Annotated in this window: 20 protein-coding genes; 8 read left to right on the forward strand and 12 right to left on the reverse strand. The window is 61.4% G+C overall.

Annotated features, from left to right (window positions below):
• Positions 1-45 precede the first annotated feature (45 nt).
• Both PGB28_RS01045 and PGB28_RS01050 read right to left on the reverse strand, forming a co-directional pair.
• Positions 46-468: a DUF6314 family protein gene (locus tag PGB28_RS01045; protein WP_271419612.1), complete on the reverse strand. Its 423-nt coding sequence runs from the start codon at positions 466-468 to the stop codon at positions 46-48.
• 170 nt (positions 469-638) lie between these two features.
• The gene (locus PGB28_RS01050) at positions 639-1,784 is read right to left on the reverse strand and encodes a sugar-transfer associated ATP-grasp domain-containing protein (protein WP_271419613.1); all 1,146 of its coding nucleotides are present in this window, start codon (positions 1,782-1,784) and stop codon (positions 639-641) included.
• A 225-nt stretch (positions 1,785-2,009) separates the two neighbouring features.
• Here PGB28_RS01050 and purB point away from each other — a divergent pair, with 225 nt between their 5' ends.
• From purB to PGB28_RS01070, 4 genes are all read left to right on the forward strand, one after another.
• On the forward strand, positions 2,010-3,317 hold the full coding sequence (gene purB, locus PGB28_RS01055; RefSeq protein ID WP_271419614.1) for an adenylosuccinate lyase: 1,308 nt from the start codon (positions 2,010-2,012) through the stop codon (positions 3,315-3,317).
• 102 nt (positions 3,318-3,419) lie between these two features.
• Complete coding sequence (locus PGB28_RS01060) at positions 3,420-3,572, forward strand: carbohydrate-binding module family 14 protein (protein WP_271419615.1); 153 nt, start codon at positions 3,420-3,422, stop codon at positions 3,570-3,572.
• 70 nt (positions 3,573-3,642) lie between these two features.
• Entirely contained in the window at positions 3,643-4,728 is a 1,086-nt protein-coding gene (locus PGB28_RS01065) for a flagellar motor switch protein FliG (protein ID WP_271419616.1), read from the forward strand.
• 68 nt (positions 4,729-4,796) lie between these two features.
• Positions 4,797-5,669, forward strand: a complete 873-nt coding sequence (locus PGB28_RS01070) for a DMT family transporter (protein ID WP_271419617.1) — start codon at positions 4,797-4,799, stop codon at positions 5,667-5,669.
• A gap of 8 nt (positions 5,670-5,677) precedes the next feature.
• Here PGB28_RS01070 and PGB28_RS01075 read toward each other — a convergent pair whose 3' ends face one another.
• Complete coding sequence (locus PGB28_RS01075; RefSeq protein ID WP_271419618.1) at positions 5,678-6,382, reverse strand: DUF1223 domain-containing protein; 705 nt, start codon at positions 6,380-6,382, stop codon at positions 5,678-5,680.
• 210 nt (positions 6,383-6,592) lie between these two features.
• Here PGB28_RS01075 and acnA point away from each other — a divergent pair, with 210 nt between their 5' ends.
• From acnA to PGB28_RS01090, 3 genes are all read left to right on the forward strand, one after another.
• A complete protein-coding gene (acnA, locus tag PGB28_RS01080) occupies positions 6,593-9,340 on the forward strand; it encodes an aconitate hydratase AcnA (protein WP_271419619.1) in 2,748 nt (915 codons plus the stop codon).
• A gap of 662 nt (positions 9,341-10,002) precedes the next feature.
• Complete coding sequence (locus PGB28_RS01085; protein ID WP_271419620.1) at positions 10,003-10,923, forward strand: Hint domain-containing protein; 921 nt, start codon at positions 10,003-10,005, stop codon at positions 10,921-10,923.
• Between the two features lie 269 nt (positions 10,924-11,192).
• Positions 11,193-11,321, forward strand: a complete 129-nt coding sequence (locus tag PGB28_RS01090) for a hypothetical protein (RefSeq protein ID WP_271419621.1) — start codon at positions 11,193-11,195, stop codon at positions 11,319-11,321.
• Here the strand turns inward: PGB28_RS01090 and ccmD are convergent.
• From ccmD to yajC, 9 genes are all read right to left on the reverse strand, one after another.
• Positions 11,306-11,470 (reverse strand): heme exporter protein CcmD, encoded by a 165-nt coding sequence (ccmD, locus tag PGB28_RS01095; RefSeq protein WP_271419622.1) that lies wholly within the window; start codon positions 11,468-11,470, stop codon positions 11,306-11,308. The genes PGB28_RS01090 and ccmD overlap by 16 nt on opposite strands.
• Entirely contained in the window at positions 11,467-12,198 is a 732-nt protein-coding gene (locus PGB28_RS01100; RefSeq protein ID WP_271419623.1) for a heme ABC transporter permease, read from the reverse strand. The genes ccmD and PGB28_RS01100 overlap by 4 nt, the downstream gene beginning before the upstream one ends.
• Before the next feature lie 71 nt (positions 12,199-12,269).
• Positions 12,270-12,926, reverse strand: a complete 657-nt coding sequence (gene ccmB, locus PGB28_RS01105) for a heme exporter protein CcmB (protein ID WP_271419624.1) — start codon at positions 12,924-12,926, stop codon at positions 12,270-12,272.
• On the reverse strand, positions 12,923-13,537 hold the full coding sequence (ccmA, locus tag PGB28_RS01110) for a heme ABC exporter ATP-binding protein CcmA (RefSeq protein ID WP_271419625.1): 615 nt from the start codon (positions 13,535-13,537) through the stop codon (positions 12,923-12,925). The genes ccmB and ccmA overlap by 4 nt, the downstream gene beginning before the upstream one ends.
• A 54-nt stretch (positions 13,538-13,591) precedes the next feature.
• Positions 13,592-13,960: an Mth938-like domain-containing protein gene (locus PGB28_RS01115; protein ID WP_271419626.1), complete on the reverse strand. Its 369-nt coding sequence runs from the start codon at positions 13,958-13,960 to the stop codon at positions 13,592-13,594.
• Between the two features lie 51 nt (positions 13,961-14,011).
• Positions 14,012-14,764 carry a sulfite exporter TauE/SafE family protein gene (locus PGB28_RS01120; RefSeq protein ID WP_271419627.1) on the reverse strand — a complete coding sequence of 251 codons (753 nt, stop codon included), beginning with the start codon at positions 14,762-14,764 and terminating at the stop codon, positions 14,012-14,014.
• Positions 14,757-15,728, reverse strand: a complete 972-nt coding sequence (secF, locus tag PGB28_RS01125) for a protein translocase subunit SecF (RefSeq protein ID WP_271419628.1) — start codon at positions 15,726-15,728, stop codon at positions 14,757-14,759. Before secF ends, PGB28_RS01120 begins: the two co-directional genes overlap by 8 nt.
• 3 nt (positions 15,729-15,731) lie before the next feature.
• Entirely contained in the window at positions 15,732-17,393 is a 1,662-nt protein-coding gene (gene secD, locus PGB28_RS01130; protein ID WP_271419629.1) for a protein translocase subunit SecD, read from the reverse strand.
• Positions 17,394-17,415: 22 nt separating this feature from the next.
• The gene (gene yajC, locus PGB28_RS01135; RefSeq protein ID WP_271419630.1) at positions 17,416-17,703 is read right to left on the reverse strand and encodes a preprotein translocase subunit YajC; all 288 of its coding nucleotides are present in this window, start codon (positions 17,701-17,703) and stop codon (positions 17,416-17,418) included.
• Positions 17,704-17,957: 254 nt separating this feature from the next.
• On the opposite strand from yajC, the gene serS reads away from it, so the two are divergent.
• On the forward strand, positions 17,958-19,250 hold the full coding sequence (gene serS / locus PGB28_RS01140; protein WP_271419631.1) for a serine--tRNA ligase: 1,293 nt from the start codon (positions 17,958-17,960) through the stop codon (positions 19,248-19,250).
• Positions 19,251-19,267: the final 17 nt, after the last annotated feature.

Genomic DNA, 19,267 nt, shown 5'->3' on the forward strand with positions numbered 1-19,267 from the left:
TTCTCCCGTTTCGCCGTCAGCGGCCGGACCGGGCTGCGAAATCGGTCAGGCCCGGCCGTATTGCGACACCATCAAATAATCCTTGCGCGGGCCAGTCACATCCCAGCGCGCCGTCCAGCGCGGCCACCCCCCGAAATCATAGAGCACGCGGTAAATATCCGGCGGGCAATCATGCAGGTCGCGCGCCTGAGCCTCGCCCAGCGCGATGCGATGAAACGGGCGGCCATCGTCAAAAAAGGTCAGGATCGCGTCGCCATCCGCCCGCCACAGGTAGCGGCGCGTCGCGTGAAACGGCGCCGCCGCACCAAGCCGCAATTGCCCGGTTTCGGTGTAAATCAGCCCCTCGGGATCGGGCGTGAGTTCCGCCACCCCCGCGAACCGACCCTCCGGACCGCCGGTGCGGTCAGTGATGACGCGGCTGACGGTCCATGCCCCGGCAAAATCCTCAAGTCTCTGCGGCAGGCTCATTCCGCGCCCCGCCCGTCCGTGACAGGACCGATGCCGCTTTCGGACGCGCTGCCAATCAACAGGGCAATAGTGGCAAATCCCATGATCAGGGTGCGGGCATATGGCATGGCGGGTCTCCTCATGTCCCGGCATTCAAGACATGGCCCGCGCGTCTTAGCAAGCGATGGGGATCATTCCCAGACGGTCTTGGAGCCGTAGCTGCGGAACAGGGCGCGCACCTTCGGCGTAAAGAAGCCTTTGCCGCTGGCATATTGCGGCAGCGTAAATGACGAGCCGGCATTCACCTCGATCACCACGGGGCCGTCATCGGTCAGGGCGATATCGGTGCTCTGGTACTTCAGCGGCGCATGCAGCCGGGCGACGCGCTCGTTGACCTCGCGCAACCGCTCCCAATGGGGCAGCTTTTGGCCAATGACTTCGCCGCCGGTTTCGGGGTGGCGGTCCAGATGCTCAAGCTCCGGCCCCTTGGCGCGGACAAGCGTGCGGATCTCGCCGGTCTCGGGGTCGATGTCGCACAGCATGTTGCCATCGCGCCAGAAATTATCCGCCGGGTTGCGGTTGAGCGGAAGTTTCAGCACCGCAGAGGGCACATAAACGCCATCGCCGTCGATCATGTTGACCACGCGGATTGTCGCGGTGGTGTCGGTGAATTCCCGCAGCATGGCGCAGTTCCAGACAAATTTCTGCAACAGGAAGCGAAAGCCGCAGATCACATCGTCAAAAAACGCCTGATAGCTCATCCGCCCGAGATCGCGCAGGATCACGCCCTCTTCATCCGCGGCGGTGATGACAAAGACCCCCATGGAGCCAAGCCCGCGCAGGTTCTTGCCAAAGAGCGGCATCTCCATCCCCTGCCCGATCAGCGCGCGCAGCGCCTCGGGGCCGTCAATCGCCGCCGTGCCGTGATACGCGCGTGTCCCGGTCGCGTCGATCACGCCCAGCGTGTCGGGCACCGGCAGGCCATCGGCCTCAAGCATCTTGGAGGACAGCCATTTGTCCTCGGTCACGCCGAACCAGATCAGGTCATTGACCTCGTTGATGATCGGGTTGTGCAAGAGCCACGAGGCAAATTCACCGCGTTCCTCTGCGCTATGCGCCTGCATGTCGTAGAGCCGGAAACGGACATATTCATCCAGCTCCAGCGCCTGCCGCCCCTTGCGCAGTTTGCGTGCCTCCAGCCCAAGCTGGATCACCCCACGCCCGGACGCCTTGGCCGCGTGGCTGAGAAGCTCGGTCGGGTTGAACTTGTGCTTTTCGTGATAGGTCTTGCGGTCCGCTTCGACCACGGTGCCGGCATTCAGGCTTGCATCGGACATGGAAAAGGTCCTTTGAGGTTGCGCTTGATTGATTTCAATCGCGCAACAATTGGGCGAAAGTTTGGCCCGGTGTCGCAAATTTGCGGAAAGTCTTTCCGGTCCCTAGGCCGCTCTGCTGATCAGGGCGGCCCGCCAGATCGTCCCACCCTGTGCGCTGCACCTTGCTCCCCCTGCCCCATGGGCGTAAACCCGCGCCAAATCCGCAAGACATCAAGGACGCTGCCCATGATCCCCCGCTATTCCCGCCCCGATATGGTTGCCATCTGGGAACCCCAGACCAAATTCCGCATCTGGTACGAGATCGAGGCCCATGCCTGTGACGCCATGGCCGATCTGGGCGTGATCCCGCGCGAGAACGCAGATGCCGTGTGGAAGGCCAAGGACGTGGAGTTCGACGTCGCCCGGATTGATGAGATCGAGGCCGAGACCAAGCATGACGTGATCGCCTTTCTCACCCACCTGGCCGAACATGTTGGCTCGGAAGAGGCGCGTTTCGTGCATCAGGGCATGACCAGCTCGGACGTGCTGGACACCTGTTTCAACGTGCAGCTGGTGCGTGCCGCCGATATCCTGATCGAAGATATGAAGGGGCTGCTGGCCGCGCTGAAGACCCGCGCAATGGAGCACAAGGACACGATCCGCATTGGCCGCTCGCACGGTATCCATGCCGAACCTACCACCATGGGTCTGACCTTCGCCCGCTTCTATGCAGAAATGGACCGCAACCTCGCGCGTTTGAAAACCGCGCGCGACGAGATCGCCACCGGTGCCATTTCCGGCGCGGTCGGCACCTTTGCCAATATCGATCCGCGCGTTGAGGAACATGTCTGCGCCCAGCTCGGTCTGAAGGCAGAACCGATCAGCACACAGGTCATTCCGCGCGACCGTCATGCGGCGTTTTTTGCAGCGCTTGGCGTTGTGGCCTCCTCGGTCGAAAACGTCGCCGTGGAAATCCGCCACATGCAGCGCACCGAGGTGCTGGAAGCGGCGGAGTTTTTCTCGATGGGGCAAAAAGGCTCGTCCGCCATGCCGCACAAGAAAAACCCGGTCCTGACCGAGAACCTCACCGGTCTGGCGCGGCTGGTGCGTATGACCGTGATCCCGGCGATGGAAAACGTGGCGCTCTGGCACGAGCGCGACATTTCGCATTCCTCCGTCGAGCGCAATATCGGCCCCGACGCGACGATCACGCTCGATTTCGCCCTGGCGCGGCTGACCTCCGTGATCGAGAAGCTGCTGGTTTATCCCGATAACATGCTGGCCAATATGAACAAATTCCCGGGCCTGGTGATGTCGCAACGGGTGTTGCTGGCGCTGACACAGGCCGGGGTGAGCCGCGAGGACGCCTATCGTCTGGTGCAGCGCAACGCGCTCAAGGTCTGGGAGACGGGATGCGACTTCAAGACCGAACTGCTGAACGATGACGAGGTGACGGCGGCCCTGTCGCGCGGGGAGATCGAAGAAAAATTCGACCTTGGCTATCACACCAAACATGTCGATACGATCTTTGCCCGGGTGTTCGGCGAAAGCTGAGCCCGCCCTGATCCAAGAGGGGATTTTGACCGAATCCCCTCTCGTGCTACCTTGGACACTGGGCCGGTATGTCCCGGCCCGTTCGCCAAGGGAGTGCCCCAAATGATCAAGACGCTTCTTGTCGCCGCCGCTCTGGCCATTGTTCCGGCTCTGGGTTTTGCCGCCTGTTCCGGCTCGCATCAGGCCATGTCCTGTGCCGAAGGAACGGTCTGGGATGCCGATAGCGGCACCTGCGTGAGCCAGATCTCAAGTTAAGCGAACCTGTTTCAGCATTTGTTCATTCCTGACAGCTAGGCTCTGACCCAAAGAGCCGGAGTTTTCAGGGATGAACCAACTTGCGACCATTGCCCCCGCGCCGCAGGTGCCGGGGCAGCTTGGCGAGGCGGGCAGCAGACCGTCACGCGCCGCACAGCTGACACGCAAACAAAAGGCCGCGATTATCGTGCGGCTGTTGTTGAATGAGGGGGCGGATGTCCCCCTGTCTGACCTGCCCGAAAGCCTTCAGGAAGACCTCACCACCCAGATGGGCACCATGCGCTACGTGGATCAGGCCACGTTGCGCGACGTGGTCGAGGAATTCGCCGACGAGCTTGAATCCATCGGCCTGCATTTCCCGAGCGGCATTGCCGGGGCCTTGTCGGCGCTGGACGGCAAGATCAGCCCGCAAACCGCCGCCCGCCTCCGCAAGGAGGCCGGTGTCCGGCAAAGCGGTGATCCCTGGACCCGCATCCGCGAGTTACCGGTAGAGCGTTTGCTGGAGTTCGTCGATCGCGAGAGCACCGAAATCTCGGCCGTGCTGCTGTCCAAACTTGGCACCGAAAAGGCCGCGGCGCTTCTGTCCCGCCTGCCCGGCCCTCAGGCGCGCCGCATCACCTATGCGGTCTCCCTCACCGCCAATGTCACGCCCGAGGCCGTGGACCGCATCGGGCTCAGCCTCGCCAGCCAGCTGGACCGTGACCCGGTGCGCGCCTTTACCGCCGAACCCGAGGCGCGGCTGGGTGCGATCCTCAACTCATCCCCCGCCGCCACCCGCGACGAATTGCTGACCGGGCTGGAGGAAGAGGATGAAAGCTTTGCCGGACAGGTGCGCAAGGCGATCTTTACCTTTGAAAACATTATCGACCGGGTGCGGGCAACCGATGTTCCCGCCATCACCCGCGCGGTCGAACAGACGGATCTGGTGCGCGCGCTCGCAGCGGCGGAAACCGCAGGCCATGGGGAGGTGGTCGAGTTTATCCTTGCCAACATGTCCAGACGCATGGCCGACAACCTGCGCGAGGAAATGGCAGACGCGGGCCAGATCAAACCCAAGGATGGCGAAGCTGCCATGAGCGCCGTGGTGGCCGCGATCCGCGCGGCCGCCGACGCGGGCGAAATCACCCTCGTCACCCCGGACGACGAGGAGGAGTGAACCACCGGCAGGCTTCGGCACAAGAACAGCCCATGGACAGCCCGACGCCCAGCGCATAAGGCAGCTCCATGACACCCATCCATGCCCCGACAGACGCCACGCGTGGCATCCTTCTTATGATCGGCGCGATCTTTTGTTTCACGCTGATGGACGCCACAGCCAAGGAGTTGAGCGGGCGGGTTGGCGTGATGACAACGCTCTGGGCGCGCTATGCGGGGCAGGCTGTGCTTGTCTTTCTGCTGGTGTTGCCGCGCTTGTCCGTAGCGCTGCGCACGCGCTACCCTGGGATGCAACTGGCGCGCTCGGTTGTGCTTCTGATGGCGACGCTATGCTTTTTCACCGGACTCAGCCGCATCGGCATGGCCGAGGCCACCGCGATCATGGATGTGAACCCGGTGCTTATCACGCTGGGGGCTGCGCTGTTTCTGGGCGAAAAGATCGGGTTGCGCCGCGCACTTGGGATCGCGGCTGCCCTTATCGGTGCGCTGATCGTGATCCGTCCCGGAACGGATGTATTCAGCCCCTTTGCCATCTTTCCGCTGATGGCGGCGGTGTTCTATTCGGCCTATGCGCTGATCACCCGCTTTGTCGGCAGGGACGAGGATGCCTGGACATCGCTGCTGTATACGGCGGCCTTCGGGGCTATCGTGCTCACCGCCGGTTTGCCGGTCTTCGGCCAGATGCCCACGGATTGGGTCGGCCTTGCGCTGATGGTTGTCATTGGTGGGATCGGTACGGTTGGACAGCTCTTGCTGATCCGCGCATTACAGGCCGGAGAAGCCGGACTTCTGGCCCCCTTTGCCTATGCCGCGCTGATCTTTGCGCCAATCTGGGGCATCGTGTTTTTCGACGAATGGCCCGATGGCCCCACGCTCATTGGCGCGGCGATCATTGCGCTGTCGGGCATCTATGTCTGGTATCGCGAAACCCGCCAGAATTGACGACAGAGTTACGGGATGCTCTGCGCCGCCAGGATTGCGCCAAACCCGGCCTCCTGAATCAGGACAACCGCAGGCGGGCTCAGGTCGACCCGGGTTTGCCACTCACCCGTGCCATCCCATTCCCCAAGATCGTGCCATTTCCGCACGATGTTGGAATAGCTCAGCACCCGCCCGGCATTTTCGCCGCGCGTGATGTCCACATTGGCTTCGGGCTCATACTGAACCAGCGTCACATCCAGCGTCGCCTGAATCCCGGCGAGTGGGCGCGCCGTGATGCTCACCCCCTGCCCGGAGCGCTCCACGCGCAAATCCACAGTGACATCGCGGTCCTCGTGCAGCGCGATCAGTTCCGACACATCCATCGGATGCGTGCCGACCACGTGATCGGTGCCGTTGATGATCATCTGGGGGGTATAGATCATGCGACGCCCGGCCACGCGGGCATAGCCCTTTTGCCGATCCGTATGGCCGGGCAAGGCGAACTGATCCTTCCAGCCAATGTAGTCCCAGTAATCCACATGCAGCGCCAATGCGATCACGTCGTCGCGCCGGGACAGTTTGTGCAGCAATTCATCCGCCGGCGGACAGGAGGAACAGCCCTGCGAGGTGAAAAGCTCCACCACGACCGGAGATGTGGCATCCCCAGCCGCTCCGGTCTGGGCCAATGCTGCCAATCCAAGCGTGAGCGCGCCGAGCAGGCTGCGATATGTCATGCGTGATCCCCGATTTGTCGCTCCCTCAGTCCTAGTTCGAGAAACCTGTAATAACCAATCAAGGTTTTGCGATATCCGGTGAAATCCGCACGCGCGATGATTTCCCGCCACGCCCCTAAACCGGCCTCTACCTCTTGAACCGATCCCCCCCGCATGCCTAGTTTTCATAACAGAGTCCAAACCTTGGCATCACAGGAAGGGAGCCATTCCATGCCCATCACAGTTGGCCACGATAGCTCGAAGACCCGCAAGTCGATCACGGCAGGCGGCAAGACCCTGTCATTCTATTCCATCCGGGCCGCGCAGGACGCCGGTCTGGGCGATTTTTCCCGCCTGCCCGCTGCGCTTAGCGTGGTTCTGGAGAACATGCTGCGCTTTGAAGACGGCAAGACCGTCAGCGTGGACGATATCAAGGCCTTTGGCGACTGGGCGGCAAAGGGCGGGAAGAACCCGCGCGAGATCGCCTATCGCCCGGCCCGCGTGCTGATGCAGGATTTCACCGGTGTACCCGCGGTTGTGGACCTTGCCGCGATGCGCGATGGCATCGTGGCGCTGGGCGGGGATCCGGAAAAGATCAACCCGCTGAACCCGGTGGATCTGGTGATCGACCATTCGGTGATGATTGACGTTTTTGGCAATCCGCGCGCGTTCCAGATGAATGTGGACCGCGAATATGAACGCAACATGGAGCGTTACACTTTCCTCAAATGGGGCCAGCAGGCGTTCAACAATTTCCGCGTCGTGCCCCCCGGCACCGGCATCTGCCATCAGGTGAACCTGGAATACCTCGCCCAGACCGTCTGGAGCGATGTCGACCAGAACGGCGAAGAGGTGGCCTATCCCGACACGTTGGTGGGCACCGACAGCCACACGACAATGGTCAACGGCGCGGCCGTTCTGGGCTGGGGCGTCGGCGGGATCGAGGCCGAAGCCGCCATGCTGGGTCAGCCGATCTCCATGCTGATCCCCGAGGTGGTGGGCTTCAAGCTGACCGGCGAGATGATGGAAGGCACCACAGGCACCGACCTTGTGCTCAAGGTGGTGGAAATGCTGCGCGCCAAGGGCGTGGTGGGCAAGTTCGTGGAATTCTACGGGCCGGGGCTCGACACTCTGCCGCTGGCCGATCGGGCAACCATTGCCAATATGGCCCCGGAATATGGCGCCACCTGTGGTTTCTTTCCGATTGACGGCGAAACCCTGCGCTACCTGCGCAATACCGGGCGCGACGAGGCGCGCGTCGAACTGGTCGAAGCCTATGCCAAGGAAAACGGGCTGTGGCGCGGGCCGGACTATGACCCGATCTATACCGACACGCTGGAGCTGGACATGGGCACCATCGTGCCCGCCATCTCCGGCCCCAAGCGGCCACAGGATTACACCCCGCTCGACAGGGCGTCGGACGCGTTTTTCAAGGTCGTGGCCGAGTATCGCGGGGCCGATGAAAGCGCAGCGGCCAATGACATGGCCGATGAAGGCCCTGCCCCCGACCCGGTCATCGACCCGCGCAAAACGGTCACGGTCGAGGGCGAGGAGTATGAATTGCGCGACGGCTCGGTTGTGATCGCCTCGATCACCTCCTGCACCAACACGTCGAACCCTTACGTGATGATCGGCGCGGGGCTGGTGGCCCGCAAGGCGCGCGCACTGGGGCTCAATCGCAAACCCTGGGTCAAGACCTCGCTTGCGCCGGGGTCGCAGGTGGTCTCGCATTATCTTGAGGCCGCGGGGCTTCAGGAGGACCTTGACGCCATCGGCTTCAACCTCGTGGGCTATGGCTGCACCACCTGTATCGGCAATTCGGGACCCATCCAGAAAGAGCTGTCCGAGGCGATTGCCAAGGGCGATCTGGTGGCCACCTCGGTCCTGTCGGGCAACCGCAACTTCGAGGGACGGATCAGCCCGGATGTGCGCGCCAATTACCTCGCCTCGCCGCCGCTGGTGGTGGCCTATGCGCTGGCCGGCGACATGAACGTGAACCTTGCCACGGACCCGCTGGGACAGGACAAGGACGGCAATGACGTCTTCCTGAAGGACATCTGGCCCAGCCAGTCCGAGATCGCAGAATTGGTCGAAAAGACCGTCACGCGCGAGGCGTTCCAGTCGAAATATGCCGACGTGTTCAAGGGCGACGAGAAATGGCGCAGCGTCGAAACCACAGACCAGAAAACCTATGACTGGCCGCCGCAGAGCACCTATGTGCAGAACCCGCCCTATTTCCAGGGCATCACGATGGAGACCAAATCCATAGAGAATATCGAAGGCGCGCGTGTTCTGGCGCTTCTGGGGGATATGGTGACCACCGACCACATTTCGCCCGCCGGATCGTTCCGCGACACCACCCCGGCCGGTCAATACCTGATCGAACGGCAGGTGCCCGTGCGCGAGTTCAACTCCTATGGCTCACGCCGGGGCAACCATGAGGTGATGATGCGCGGCACCTTCGCCAATATCCGCATAAGGAACGAGATGCTGGACGGGGTCGAGGGCGGCTACACCAAGGGGCCGGACGGGCAGCAGACCTCGATTTTTGACGCCGCCATGGCCTATCAGGAACAGGGCACGCCGCTGGTCATCTTTGGTGGTGAGCAATATGGCGCAGGGTCCAGCCGCGACTGGGCCGCCAAGGGAACCGCACTTCTGGGCGTCAAGGCGGTGATTGCCGAAAGCTTCGAGCGCATCCACCGCTCCAACCTTGTGGGCATGGGCGTGATCCCCTTCGAGTTCACCGGCGGCGACACGCGCAAGACGCTGGGGTTGACCGGGGAGGAGACCGTATCGATCAAGGGGCTGGATGCGATCACGCCGCTGGCCGAGGTGCCTTGTGAGATCACGATGGCGGACGGGTCGGTCAAGACGATCACGCTCAAGTGCCGGATCGATACAGGGGTCGAGATCGATTATATCGAAAATGGCGGCGTGCTGCATTACGTGCTGCGCAACCTGGCGAAAACGGCCTGAAAACGGGAAATTGCGTTTCTCAATTAATTGAACTGGAAATGAAATAAATAGCGGCGGCATAGGTTAATTCATGCCGCCGCGAACACGGCCTCGGCGCACCCATTTGCGCCCCCTAGGGAGTGGCATTTGTCAATCATCCTACCCAGGCCAATAAATCTCGGATGAATGACGAAAATATCGTTGAAATGGCCTCTCTTGTGTACGGCAGGCTGGATATGCGGTTTGGTAGCCATCGCAGTTCACCCTACGTAGCACGCACGACGCGGGCGAGCGAAAAGCCAACGCCCCGAATCGCGACAGGACACTGAGTCCCTGCCTCAAAGCCCCTCCCGATAAAGCTGCAGCCCCCAGCGGCCGCACCCGAAATGCGGGAAAAATAAAATTTAAATAATGGCTTAGAGCATGGTAAATTTGCAACAAAACATTCAAAAAAACATATTTTGGTTGAATCAATATCTGCTCGGAACTCCCGCTGCGCGAGCTGACGCAAGGTAAACCTAGCTCTGGATTCCCAACAAAGGTTAATTTTCCGTTAAGACAACAAAGAATTTTACTTGGCCCCCTTAGAGGCCGCGAAGGCCCCTTGTTCTGGATCGTCTAATTGAGGCACCCGGCCCCCAATACCAACGATTACGACAACTCGAATGGCAGGAGATTAATTAATGGCGAGTTTTTCCTATTCATCTGTTGCGACCTACATGCGGAATGGTGGATCCGAAAACTATTCACTGGATCTGGCCTCTGTGTCAGACACAAGTGGAACAATCACTGATGTCGATGGCGACGCCTTTTTCGAAAATGGCGAACCGCTGAACGCGCCAGAAAGCGGCACGTTCCACGGCACCACGACAGACTCCAACGGAAACCTCGTTATGATCGTCGACAATGGCGACGGCACGATCTCGGTCTATGCTCAGGACACGTCTGCAAATATCGATTTTTCGGGCATGTCCCCGATCCATATGACCAATGATGCGAATACCTCGGATTTGCAGTGCTTTGCCAAGGGGACGCTGATTGCCACGCCAAATGGCGAACGTCCTGTCGAAGAGCTGACGATCGGCGATACGCTGACCTGCGCAGATGGTGGTGTTACAACCGTGCTGTGGGTTGGTCGCCAGCGCGTGAACAAGCTGTTCCTTGGGGCGCGCATGCAACCGGTCCGCATTCGCGCGGGCGCTTTGGGTGATGGCCTGCCGCACACGGATCTTACAGTTACGGCCGATCACGGCATGATCATGGACGGGGTGGTGGTCAATGCCTCCGTTATGGTGAATGGCGACACAGTTGAGTTTGTCCCGGCACGGGAACTGGAAGACACCTTTACGGTGTATCACATAGAAACCGAAAACCATGATGTGATCCTGGCAAATGGTGCCCATGCGGAAAGCTTTATCGACTATGTCGGGCGGCAGGCGTTCGAGAATTACCGTGAGTACGAAGCGCTCTACGGCTCGGAACGGATCATTCCGGAAATGACACTCCCGCGGGTTTCGTCGCTCCGCACCCTGCCGTCGGAAATCCGCGCACGGATGGGGATGACTGACCTAGTCCACGATTTGGACGACATCCTGTCGGCCTAAACACAGCGGACGTCCGCCCGCGCGCCGTCAGTAAAACCCGCAATAAACGAAACACCCCGGAGCAGCCCTCCGGGGTTTCTCACATCTGCTTCTCTTGGTCAGGCAAACAGGGCACGATAAACACAACGCCCAGATTTTCGCCGATATGCAAAGGCTTTGTGCAATTCCCCGCCCATCGCGCTTTCGTGAGGCGACTTTGCTGACTTTCCCCGTTTATTTGCCCTTACCCCGCGACCAGATGGGGATGAGGCAGAACAAGGAACAAACAGATGAAAATGGCATTGGTGATACTTCAGGCGGCTGCGCTGGTGCTTCTGGCGGTGATTGGCGCACATGGCGAAGATACGGAGCGCGCCTCCTGTCCGTCCAACGTGACCGGCGCTTACTGCGACCGCTGAGACTTCGCGCGCGCCTCGACCTCGTCAAGCTCGGCGCGGATTTTGCGCGCTCGGGCCACGCTGGCCCAGATCAGCAGGGCCAGCAACACGAAACTGACCGCATAGGCCGACAGCACCGCGTCGGCATATTTCCCAAGATCTGGCATCATTGCATCCGCTCCCGCGCCAAAAGCGCCCGCATGCGGCGGGCGCGGATTTCCGTCTGGGTGCGGGTCAGGACCAGAACGATGAACAGAAGCACGAAGCCCGCGATGCAGACCAGCGCCGGATACCAGAAGATGTCTGCCACGTTCTCTTCCTTGTCGAGCGACAGCGACGCGCCTTGGTGCAGCCCCTGGTTCCAGAAATTCACCGCGTAGCGTGACAGAACGGCAAAGACCGATCCCACGAGGCAGAGCACTGCGGTCAGGTCAGCGGCGGTGTCGTCGTTTTCAATGGCTTCCCAGAGCGCGATATAGCCGAGGTAGAACAGGAACAGGATCAGGAACGAGGTCAGCCGCGGGTCCCAGGCCCAGTAGGTGCCCCACATCGGCTGGCCCCAGATTGCCCCGGTAAAGAGCGCGATCAGCGTCATGACCATGCCCACGGGCGCGGCGGCGCGCGCGGCCAGAGCCGAAACATGATGACGGCGGATGATCCAGATCAGCGAGGCCACCAGCATCATGAACCACGCGTTGATCGCCATCAGCGCGGCAGGCACATGCAGGTAGAAAATCTTGACGGTCGAGCCCTGCCGGAAATCATCCGGCGTAAAGAAAAAGCCCCAGACCAGCCCGCCCGCGAGGCTGGCAATGGTCAGCACCCACAGGACTGGGATCACCTTGTTCGAGGTGTCGATGAACTTTTTCGGGTTCGCATATTCCCAGATCGAAGCCATGACAGATACCTATTCGTGAATACGTTGGGTTTCCAGCGCGATTTTGGTCGCGGGCGCATTCATTGCGCAGCTCACCTCAGGTTCACCCGCAACACTGCCGCAGAGGCAAAGGGCAAGAGCGCAATGACCGCCAGCGAAATCCCCGCCAGCATCAGAAGCGGCGTTTCCACCGCCATCCCGACAGCCCCGCGCCGCGCGACTTCAGCGCCAAAGATCAGCGTCGGCACGTAAAGCGGCAAGACCAGCAGCGAAAGAAGCAATCCGCCGCGTTTCAGCCCCACGGTCAGCGCCGCACCAAAGGTGCCAATCACCGACAACGCAGGCGTGCCGATGGCCAGCGAGATGACCAGCCACAGAAACCCGCCCTCGGGCAGGTTCAGCAGAATGCCCAGCACCGGTGCCGCCAGCACCAGCGGCAAACCGGTGGTCAGCCAATGGGCCAGCGCCTTGATCGACACGATCCCCTCCATCGGAAGGGGCGCGGTCGCCAGAAGGTCAAGAGAGCCGTCCTCCCAGTCCAGCGCGAGGATACGGTCCAGCGACAAAAGACAGGCCAGCAAGGACCCGAGCCACAGGATGCCCGGTGCGATCCGCGCCAACAGCTCCGATTGCGGCCCTACGCCAAAGGGCACCAGCGTCACCACGATCAGGAAGAACGCAAGGCCAAGGCCGAACCCGCCCCCGGCCCGGATCGACAGCGCAAGGTCGCGTTTCAGCAGCGCGATCACAGGAACACCTCGTCGAAATCATCCGCCGATTGCGGCTTGGCGCGGAACTGTCCCACATCCAGCACATCCGCATCCAGCCCAAGGTCGATATGCGTAGCAATCAGCGCCGATCCCCCCTGCCCCAGATGTGCGCGCACCGCGCCTGCGAACATCGCTACCGCCTCCACATCCAGCGACACGGTCGGTTCGTCCAGCACCCAGACAGGCCGCCCGGTGACCATCAGCCGCGCAAGGCCAAGGCGGCGTTTCTGCCCCGCCGAGAGGGCGCCCGCGGGGCGGTTTTGCAGCGGCTCCAGATGATAGGCCGCAAGCGCCGCGGCAATATCCCCGGTGCCAAAGACAGAGGCCCAGAAAGTCAGGTTCTCGGTCACGCTGAGCGTTGTCTTGAGCCCGTCAGCATGGGCGGCATAGGCCACGTTGTCTCCCGCGCCGCTGAGCGTCCCGGCATAGGGCGGTTGCAGCCCCGCGACGGTGCGCAGGAGCGTTGTCTTGCCAATCCCGTTGGGACCGCGCAGGACAAGCGCGCGACCCGGCGCAAGCGCAAAGCTCACAGCCTCAAGCACGGGAATGCCGCCACGGGTCACGGTCAGATTGTCTGCACTCAGGGTCATGGCCAAGCCGTATCGGAATTCCACAGTCTCAGAAAGGGTTTGGCCGCCCAAGCGTCATTCTGCCGCCGCGCCGACTGCGAGCGCGGCCAGCGCGATGCGACGTCCCTCGGACAAGAGCACGTTATAGGTACGGCAGGCCGCAGGCGTGGCCATGGTCTCGACCCCGATCCCGGCCTCTTCCAACTGGTGTCGCAGTATGGTGGGGATATGGGCGATCTCGGCGCCTGTGCCGATAAACAGTACGTCAATCTCATCGGCCAGCGCCAGAAGCGGTGCGGCATCCTCCAACCCGCCCCAGACTTGCGTGCCGGTGGGCGCACAAATCATGTGGCCGGGATGGACCTGCCCGCCAATGCGGAACCCTTCAGAGCCATAGCCCTCAACCGGTTGGGCGTCGGTATAGGTAACTTCGTTCAATCTCATGGGAGGGGATATAGCGTGACTGGCGGGGATGGGGAATGCCAAGTTGTGCCATCAGTCCCACAGCGGCACACCGGACACCACCGCCACCGCAATCACCGCATAAGCCGCCCAGCGATAGGTTTTCTCATATCGCGGATCAAACAGGTGCTGCCCGATCAATGACGTGATGAAGTAAGGCACCGCCAACAGCCCTGCGACCACCACCATCTGCCAGTTCGACACGCCTGCAATTAGCAGGTTGGCAAAGACCACCACATCCAGCATCGCAAGATAGAGGATCGTATTGGCGCGCACAGTCTGCGCCGCCTTGAGCCCGGCCAGATAGAACAGGATCACCACCGGCCCGGTCAGCCCGGTCATACCACCCGCCAGGCCGGCCCCCAGCCCGATCGCTACCAGCCCCGGGCGGGTCACCATCCCGCGATAGCGCCATCCGGTGACAAGCGACACCAACGTGACCCCGGCAATCCCCGTCACGATCCAGCGGATCGTGTCCTGTGGCAGCGATGTCATCGCCCAGACGCCCAGTGGCACGGTGAGCATGGCCGCAACCGCCATCAGCGCGACCTCGCCCCGGTCCGCATACCCCCAGGCACGGGGCAAAAGCGCCGAGGTGGAGGCAATGCCCGTGAGGGTGATCACGATGATCACGTCGGCGGGTGGCAGGTATCGCCCCGCCACCGGCACAAAGATCAGCGCGGTGCCAAAACCAGTGAAGCCGCGGACAATGCCCGCGCACCCGATCGTCAACGCCATCCAGCCCAGCCCCGGCACGGCAAGTGCCGAGACGAGCCAGTCAGGCATCCACATTCCCGAACTGGTTGCCGGTGTTTTCCGGGTCGGTCTTGGACCAGTCGCGTTTCACGCCGAGTACCAGAAGCACGGTCGAGGCCACGAAGATCGACGAATAGGTGCCCACGATCACGCCCCAGATCATCGCAAATACGAAGCCACGGATCACGTCCCCGCCCAGCACGAAAAGCGCGATCAGAGCCAATAGCGTGGTGACAGAGGTCATGAAGGTCCGGCTCAGCGTTTCGTTGATCGACAGGTTCAGAACCTCGCGCAGCGGCCGTTTCTTGAACTTCATCAGGTTCTCGCGCACCCGGTCGAACACGACCACCGTATCGTTGAGCGAATAGCCAACGATGGTCAGCAGCGCCGCGATAATCGCCAGGTCGAACTTGATCTGGAGCTCGGAAAAGATGCCGATGGTCAGGATCACGTCATGCACAAGTGCCGCCACCGCGCCCAGCGCGAACTGCCATTCAAAGCGCAGCCAGATATAGATCAGCACCGCGCCGATGGCGAGCACCACGGCAATGGCCGCGGTCTGGATCAATTCACCCGACACTTTCGGCCCGACCGATTCCACCGAGACGAACTTGATATCCGGTGTGACGGTTTTCAGCGCTTCCTGCACTGCCGCGATCACATCGGCGGTCACGCTTTCCTGGCCATCTTGCGCCTGAATGCGGATCATGGCGACGTTCTGGTCTTCGTCAAAGGTGGGGTCGAACACCTCGGAAATCACCACATCGCCCAGCTCAAGCGGTGCCAGAGCATCGCGGTACTGGCCCACGTCGATAGTCTGTGCGCTTTCCGTGCGGATCGTCGTACCGCCACGAAAGTCGATGCCGTAATTCAGCCCCTGCAACATGAAGCTGACAAAGGCCGCCACCATCAGCGCGGCGGAAATCCCCAGCCACAGCTTGGGCCGGGAAAAGAAATCCCAGTTGGTGCCCTGAGGTACAAGTTTCAGTCGCATCGCTTACACCTCAATCGTTTTGGGACGGCGGCGTTCAAACCAGATGACAATCATCAGCCGCGTGACAAAGATCGCCGTGAAGACCGAGGTGAGAATGCCCAGCCCCAGCGTGATGGCAAAGCCGCGCACCGGGCCGGAGCCCATGGCAAACAGGATCACGGCGGTGATGAAGGTGGTGATATTGGCGTCCACAATGGCGCTCAGCGCCTTTTCATAGCCCAGCTCAATCGCCCTCGCCGGGCCCTTGGCGGTGCGCAGCTCTTCGCGGATCCGCTCAAACACCAGCACATTGGCGTCCACGGCCATACCCACAGTCAGGACGATCCCTGCAATCCCCGGCAAGGTTAGCGTACCGCCGATTGCAGACAAGAGACCGAAGATCAGGCAGATATTGATGATCAGCGCCACATTCGCAAACAGACCAAAGAGCCCGTAGCTCAGCCCCATAAAGACCAGAACCGCAGCAAAAGCCACTATCGTGGCCACTTTGCCCGCGTCGATGCTGTCCTGGCCCAATTCCGGCCCGATGGTGCGTTCCTCAAGGAAATTTAGCCCCGCAGGCAGCGCACCGGCGCGCAACAACACGGCCAGGTTGGTGGATTCCTCGACCGTGAAATTGCCGGTGATAATGCCCGATCCGCCCGGAATATGGGATTGGATCACAGGGGCGGAAATCACCTCGCTATCAAGCACGATGGCAAAGGGATTGCCGATATTCTCCGCCGTATAGTCGCCGAACTTGCGCGCGCCCGACGGGTTAAAGCGGAAATTCACCGCTGGCCGCCCGTTCTGGTCAAAGGCAGGCTGCGCATCGACAAGTTCCTCACCGGTCACCACGGGGGTTTCCTCAAGAATGTAGTAGAGCCCCTCTTCGTCAAGCGACGGCAGCACTTCATTGCCGATCCCCGGCTCGGCATTTTCGTCCGAGGTCCGGCTCACCACCGGCTGGAAGGTCAGCTGCGCGGTTGTCCCGATGATGTCCTTGAGTTCCTGCGCCGAGCCAAGACCCGGCACCTGGATGAGAATACGGTCAGCACCCTGACGCTGGATCGTGGGTTCGCGGGTGCCCACCTCGTCAATCCGGCGACGAATGATCTCAAGGCTTTGCTGCACGGTGCGGTCATCCGTGGCGCGGCGTTCGGCCTCGGAAAGCGTGACGATCAGAGTGTCGCCCTCTGCGCTCACGTCCAGGTCCTGTTCGCCTGCGGAAGTGACAGAGACCACCGGCTGCGCCAGACCGCGCACCACTTCGATGGCGCGCGCCATGTTCTCCGGGTTGGAAATTTTCACATGTAGCTCATCGGCAGGCGATGGTTGGCGGCGGATCGTGCCGACCGTGTCCCGCTCGGGGCGCAGCACGTCGCGCACATCGGGCCAGAGCGCCTTGATCCGGCTTTCATAGACATCCTCGACCTGTACCTCGGCCAGAAGATGCGCGCCACCCCGCAGGTCGAGCCCAAGGTTGACCAGAGACGAGGGCAGGAAAGACGGCCATTGCCCGGCCTGTTCGGTCAGCTCGGGCGTTTCGCCCCGCACTTCAATCGCGGCGACAGCGTCATTGGCACCCTCAACGCGCGTGTAAAACGCATTCGGCAGGGCCATGACAAGCCCCGCCGCACAGAGCACCCAGATGAGCACCCGTTTCCAGAGATCAATCTGCAGCATCCGCCGCTCCCGTCAGTTGGGGTCAGGACTTGGCAGGCTCGGTCTTGTTGAGCACCTGAGCGATGGTCGACTGCACAACGCGCACGCGGACGCCGTCGGCAATCTCGACCTCAAGCTCATTGTCTTCCTTGACCTTGACGACCTTGCCAATGAGCCCGCCCTGGGTCACGACCTGATCGCCCTTGCGCAATGCGTTCACCATGTTCTGGTGCTCTTTCATCTTTTTCTGCTGCGGGCGGATCAGCAGGAAATACATGATCGCGAAGATCAGGATCAGCGGAATGAATTGCGCAATCGCATTGCCTTCCATCGGGGAGGTCCTTTCGAAAAATGGGGTCGTGCGGGGGCCTCCCGCAGAGTTTGCGCGAACCTATGCGCGCAAGGGGCGGTTTGCAAGGCGCTGCGGGGCCGGAAATGGGCTGTATCGTGATTAACCGCTGCTCGGTTTACCGAATCTCCACAGGTTTCCCCGAGATGCGCTGTACGCGCCGTCGCGGCCCTACCCTTGCCCAAAGCTTTGGTGCATAACGCGCGCGCGACTCATTCAAACCAGAGGACAAAAAGATGCACGACATCCGCGCAATCCGCGAGAACCCTGCCGCTTTCGACGCCGCCATGGCGCGCCGTGGAGTGGAACGCGCGTCCTCTGATATCCTCGAACTGGACGAGGCCCGCCGCGTCGCGATCCATGCGGCTGAGACCGCGCAGGCAGATCAGAAGAAAGCCGCCAAAGAAGTAGGTGCCGCCAAGGCGAGCGGCGACGAGGCCGAGTTTGAACGGCTGCGCGCGCTGGTCGGCGAGAAAAAGACAGAAGTGGCCGAGATGCAGGCCAAGGCCAAAGAGCTGGACCAGCAACTGACCGATATGCTCATGGGCCTGCCCAACGTGATGCATGCGGATGTGCCCGATGGTGCGGATGAGGATGACAATGTCCAGATCCGCGACTGGGGCACACCGCGCGTGTTCGATTTCACGCCCGTTGAGCATTTTGAACTGGCGGGCGTGAAACCCGGCATGGATTTCGAAGTGGCGGCCAAGCTGAGCGGCTCGCGCTTTGTCGTCATGTCCGGCGGCGTGGCGCGCATTCACCGGGCATTGGCGCAGTTCATGCTGGATACGCATATCGAGGAAAACGGTCTGACCGAGACCTGGACCCCGGTGCTGGTGCGCGAAGAGATGATGTATGGCACAGGTCAGTTGCCGAAATTCGGCGATGACAGCTACCAGACCACCAATGGCTGGTGGCTGGTGCCCACGGCAGAGGTCACGTTGACCAATATCGTCAATGGCTTGACGGTGGACGAAAGCTACCTGCCCCGTCGCTATGTGGCGCATACCCAATGCTTCCGCTCGGAGGCGGGCAGCGCGGGCAAGGACACGTCGGGCATGCTGCGCCAGCACCAGTTCGAAAAGGTCGAAATGGTCTCGGTCGTGCATCCCGACACGTCGATGGATGAGCATGACCGCATGACCCGGTGCGCCGAAGGCATTCTTGAGAAACTGGGCCTGCCCTACCGCACGGTGGTGCTGTGCTCGGGTGACATGGGCTTTGGCATGATCAAGACCCATGACATCGAGGTCTGGCTGCCCGGTCAGAACAAATACCGCGAGATCAGCTCTGTTTCGGTCGCGGGCGATTTTCAGGCGCGGCGCATGAATGCCCGGTTCAGACCAAAGGATGGCGGCAAACCGGACTATGTGCACACGCTCAACGGCTCCGGCCTTGCGGTGGGCCGCGCGCTGATTGCAGTGCTGGAAAATGGCCAACAGGCGGACGGCTCGGTCAATCTTCCGCCTGTCCTGCACCCCTACCTGCGCGGCAAAACCCGGCTGCAGGCGGATGGCACACTGGCATAATCCGCGAAACAGCCTAA

Source organism: Primorskyibacter aestuariivivens (assembly GCF_028023675.1).
Lineage (GTDB): Bacteria > Pseudomonadota > Alphaproteobacteria > Rhodobacterales > Rhodobacteraceae > Marinovum > Marinovum aestuariivivens.